At 62.4% G+C, this 5,153-nt stretch carries 3 protein-coding genes; 1 reads left to right on the forward strand and 2 read right to left on the reverse strand.

Annotated features, from left to right (window positions below):
* Positions 1–88: 88 nt before the first annotated feature.
* Positions 89–2,989, reverse strand: coding sequence for an ATP-dependent helicase (locus tag DW925_RS08830; protein ID WP_117790817.1), 2,901 nt, complete (start codon positions 2,987–2,989; stop codon positions 89–91).
* A gap of 332 nt (positions 2,990–3,321) precedes the next feature.
* Positions 3,322–4,302: an undecaprenyl-diphosphate phosphatase gene (locus DW925_RS08840; protein WP_117790819.1), complete on the reverse strand. Its 981-nt coding sequence runs from the start codon at positions 4,300–4,302 to the stop codon at positions 3,322–3,324.
* 248 nt (positions 4,303–4,550) lie between these two features.
* On the opposite strand from DW925_RS08840, the gene DW925_RS08845 reads away from it, so the two are divergent.
* Positions 4,551–4,988 (forward strand): universal stress protein, encoded by a 438-nt coding sequence (locus DW925_RS08845; protein WP_006235921.1) that lies wholly within the window; start codon positions 4,551–4,553, stop codon positions 4,986–4,988.
* The last annotated feature ends 165 nt before the right edge of the window (positions 4,989–5,153 follow it).

Raw genomic sequence — 5,153 nt, forward strand, 5'->3', positions numbered from 1 at the left:
AAGGAGAGCACTTAATGTGCTCTCCGTCTTGCGCAGGACTGCCCGAGCAGGCGATGTTGCCCCATACGCCCTCCCAGGTCCGCCGGGATTACGACAGCTTGACGATCGGTGCAAAACCTTTCATGAGCTTTTTAGTCTGGCCGGTTTTTTCGAATTGAACCTCGATCATGTCTCCGGCGACCGAGATCACGGTACCGGTGCCAAAGGTCTTGTGGCTCACGGTATCGCCCGCGGCAAAGTCCTGCGACGCGCTGGCGCGATCGACCTTGCGCTCCACCGTCGGCGACACCTTGGACGACGGCTTTTTAGCTCGCGGCGCGCCCGAACCAAAGGTCGAGGCAACACGGCCGGCGTCGGGCGAAACCCCGCGATGGCGCTCGGTGCCATAGGTGCTGCCACCAAAGAAATCGTCGAAGCTCGATCCGCCGCGCGATCCGGAGCCGCCGGTCGAGCGCGTATGCGAACCGAACACCTTGCCGCCATACATATCCGAGCCCATGCCCGAGCCAAAGGTGCCGTGACGGTCGCCGCGCTTCTCCCAGCCCGTGCCCTCAAAACCAGCAGAACCGATACCGCTAAACTCGATATCCTCGAACGGAATCTCGTTGAGGAAGCGAGAGCGCGGGTTGGCAGAGGTCGAGCCGTAGGTGCGACGCGTGGCCGCATAGGTCAGGAACAGGCGCTTACGGGCACGCGTGATGGCAACGTAGGCCAGGCGACGCTCCTCCTCGAGCTTGCCCGGGTCATCGCTGCCGCCAAAGTCGTGCACGTGCGGGAAGATACCCTCCTCCATGCCGGCCACGAACACCGCCGGGAACTCCAGGCCCTTGGCGGAGTGGATGGTCATCATGGTAATGGCATGCGTCTCGCCGGCCAGGGAATCCAAGTCGGAGCGCAGGGCCAGCCACTCCATGAGTGCCGGCAGTGCCTTACAGGTGAGCGGACCGTAGGTGCGCTCGATCTCGTCGGCATGCACGGCGCCCGCCGGTAGCTCTGTTGGCACGGCATACGCGTTGCCCGCGATGGCGGCGGCCAGGGCATCCTGCGGCGAGAGCGCCGGGGCGGCTAGGCTATCGAGTGGATTGGAGCCCGCGGCGTCACGAGCGCCGACAAGTGCCTCAAACGAGGATGCCGGAGCGGACGGCTCCGGCTCGGACGCGGGCGCACTCACCACGACGGACTCGGACTCGGCGACGGACGGCACGTCGGCAACACCGGCCGCGCGCAGCTCTTCTAGACTCTCGAGCGTACCCTCGATATCCTCGTGCGTCTCCTCAAATTCGGCGGCGACGCCCAGGAATTCCTGGATGTTCTCGGCGCGGCTCTCGGACTCCATGGTGCCCTCGGCGCGAAACGCCTGCAGCAGGCCCGTCTTATCGACAATCATCTCGACGACGTCCTTGAGCTCGCCGTCCATGCGGCGGCCCTCGCGCACCAGCGCCACAAAACTCGACAGGCCGTTGCGCACCTTGGCACTAAACATGCCCGTCTCGGCTGTTGCGATCTCGCAGGCCTGGAAGAACGAGCAGCGGTTGTCGCGCGCCAGCTGCTCGATCTTTTGGATCGAGGTGGAGCCGATGCCGCGGCGCGGCGTGTTGATGACGCGCTTGACGCTCATCTCGTCGGCCGGGTTCACGATCATCTTGAGGTAGGCCATGACGTCGCGAATCTCGGCGCGGTCGAAGAATCGCGTGCCGCCGACGATCTTGTAGGGCACGCCCGCGCGCAGGAACATATCTTCGAGGATACGCGACTGGGCGTTGGTGCGGTAGAACACGGCGATATCGTCGTAGCTCGTACCCTTGGCATGCAGCTTTTCGATCTCGCCGGCAATCCAGCGACCTTCGTCGCGCTCGTCGCTTGCCTGGAAAGCCTGAATCTTCTCGCCATCGCCCTCGGCCGTAAACAGGCGCTTGTCCTTGCGCTGCGAGTTGTGGCGAACAACGGCATTGGCGGCGCTCAGGATGTGACCCGTGGAGCGATAGTTCTGCTCCAACTTGACGGTCTTGCAGTTTTTAAAGTCCTGCTCAAAGTCCAGGATGTTGGTGATGTCGGCGCCACGCCAGCTATAAATGGACTGGTCGTCGTCGCCCACGACCATGAGGTTTTGGTACTTGGCGGCCAGCAGGTTGGCGATTTCGTACTGGACGTGGTTGGTGTCCTGATATTCGTCGACGCTAATGTAGCGGAAGCGCTCTTGGTACTTGTCGAGCACCTCGGGGCGGGTGCGCAGTAGCTCGAGCGTGCGCACGAGCAGGTCGTCGAAGTCCATCGCGTTGGCGGCGCGCAGGCGGCGCTTCAGCTCCAGGTAGACTTGCGCGGCCTTTTTGTCGTTGGGGCTATCGGCGCTCTTGAGCATGTCCTCGGGCCCGATCATGGCGTTTTTAGCAGAGCTGATCTTGCTGCGGATCATGTTGATGGGGAACTGCTTTTGCTCGATGCCGAGCGCCTGCATAATGTCGCGCACCATGCGCTTTGAGTCGTCGTCATCGTAGATGGTGAATTGACCGGTATAGCCCAGCAGGTCGGCGTCCTCGCGCAGCATGCGCACGCACATGGCATGGAAGGTGCACACCCACATGCCACGGGTGCCGCTGGGGATGAGTGCCGCCAGACGCTCGCGCATCTCGGCCGCAGCCTTGTTGGTAAACGTGATGGCAAGAACCTGCCAAGGCTTAACACCCAGGTCGCCGAGCATATGTGCGATGCGGAAGGTCAAGACGCGGGTCTTGCCCGAGCCGGCGCCGGCGAGCACCAGCAACGGGCCCTCGGTGGACAGGACCGCCTCGCGCTGGGCGGGATTAAGGCTGTCGATGTCGACGAGCGGCTTGGCGGGCTTGGGCGCCGGCGCGGGAGCGTCGTAGATGTCGAGCGGAACGAGCTCGGGCTCCGGCGCAGCGGGGGCGGTGTATGCATCGAGCGGCACGGGTTCCGGCGCGGGCGGCACGGGCGCGGCAGTGTTCTTTTCCCAGGGCAGGGGCTGGGTCATGGGCGACTCCTCATCTGACGGACGGCGCGCCTGCGGGCAGCGCCATAGTTTGAGCCGTACCAGTATACCGAGCCGCGCGGACACCGACGCAAATCACACCACGACTCCGTGCGCCACCATCGGACCCACCCCAGCGGATTTGGCGCAATGGGGTCAGGCCAGTCTGCACGAATCAATTGACAATCACGAAACCGCCGATGTCATGGCAGCAGCAGCGAGCGGTGGCCGGGGCGAACAAATTGGCATGAAAGGGGGCGGCATAGACCTTCTGGTCATGCCGTCCCCTTTGAATGACCAGTTGTCGCCCCGGCCGCCGCGCAGCGTCGACTAAGTTAGAGGCCGAGCATCGGCTCCAGGACAAAGAAGTACGCGAGCACCACGATGCCCAGGATGATGCGGTAGACGCCGAAGCACTTGAAGTCGTGACGGCGAACGAAGCCCATAAGCCACTTGATGGCAATGAGCGACACCACAAAGGCGACGACGCAGCCCACGCCCAGGATAGCGACCTCGTTGGCGCCGAACGTACCACCCTTGATGAAATACTTGACCAGCTTGAGCGCACTCGCGCCAAACATGACAGGGATGGCCAGGAAGAACGTAAACTTGGACGCCACCGAACGCGTGCAGCCCAAAAGCAGGCCGCCGATGATGGTAGAACCGGAGCGAGACGTTCCAGGCACCAGCGAAAGCACCTGGAAGCAGCCGATACCCAGCGCAGTCTTCCAGCTCAGGTCCTCGAGCGTGGCGATGGAGCCAAAGTCCAGATCCTCGTCATCGTCCTCATCCTCAGCGGTAGCCGCGGCGGGCGCCGCAAAGTGCGCACCGGCGGGACGTCCACCCGACACCACAGCACGCGAACCAAATGAACCGGCAACGGCCATTTCCTCGCGCTTGCTCGCGCGCCAGTTCTCGATCACGATAAACAGCACGCCGTACACAATGAGCGCCAGCGCCACGACGGGAGCATTATAGAAATGCTCCTCCATCCAGTCGTTAAGCGGCAGACCGATCGCCGCGGCGGGAATGCAGCCGAGCACAATCTTGCCCCACAGCACCCAGGTGTCGCGACGGCCCTCCTTGCCCTTGCTGGGCGAGAACGGATTGAGCTCATGGAAGAACAGCACACAGACGGCCAGAATGGCGCCGAGCTGAATCACGACCAGGAACATATTCCAGAACGTCTCGCTCACGTTCATCTTGACGAACTCGTCCACCAAGATCATGTGACCAGTCGACGAAACGGGCAGCCATTCGGTGATGCCCTCGACCAGGCCCATAAAGGCAGATTTTAAAAGCTCGATGATATCCAAAGGGACCCCCTCGTTAGACACCCGCCGATATTGTTCTGCGGACGGTGCGGGCGATGTCCCATTATCAACCGTTGGCGGCGCGCCTGCGCCTACCCTTACCAAAAAACTCGCCCGTTCACAGAATTGCGAGCGGTCAAACCCAAATCCTTGGGTATAACTGCAACAAGATAAAGTGTCCGGCGGCCAACGCGCCCGCGCCCGCCCGATGCACGAGCCCCGCGCCCGTGCGATAGACCAAGGAGGAAACCATGAACGAGGGCTACACCAAGGTATTTGTTTCACTCGACGGTACTGAACAGCAGGATTTTGTGCTCGCACGCGCCATCAAGGTCGCCGCGAACAACGGCGCCAAGCTAATCATCGGCCACGTTATCGATTCCACGGCGCTCGAGAGCGCCGGTTCCTATCCGGTCGATCTGGTCAACGGCCTAGAGGAGGCATTTAAGAACTCCATCGCCAAGCAGCTCGAGGAGGCCAAGGCCAATCCCGACATTCCCGAGGTCGAGGTCATGATTCGCGCCGGCCGCATTCGCGAGACGCTCAAGGACGAGATGCTCGACGTGGTTAAGCCCGACCTGGTGCTCTGCGGCGCACGCGGCCTGTCCTCGATCAAGTATGCGCTCCTGGGCTCGATTTCGACGTTCCTGCTGCGCAATACCGATTGCGACATCTTGGTCGTAAAGTAGCGTTGCTCCCACCGGCCGCGGGGCCTGCGGGGTTTCCATGGGCACGTCCTCGCCGCGTTGCGGCTGCGGGATGTGCCCTTAGGAAACCCCTCCCGGCCCCGCGGCCTTTGCAGCCTCACTTCAACGAGTTGTCTGATAGAAAAATGGCGTGCCGCCCCGTTTGGG

The organism is Collinsella sp. AM43-1 (assembly GCF_003467925.1).
Lineage (GTDB): Bacteria > Actinomycetota > Coriobacteriia > Coriobacteriales > Coriobacteriaceae > Collinsella.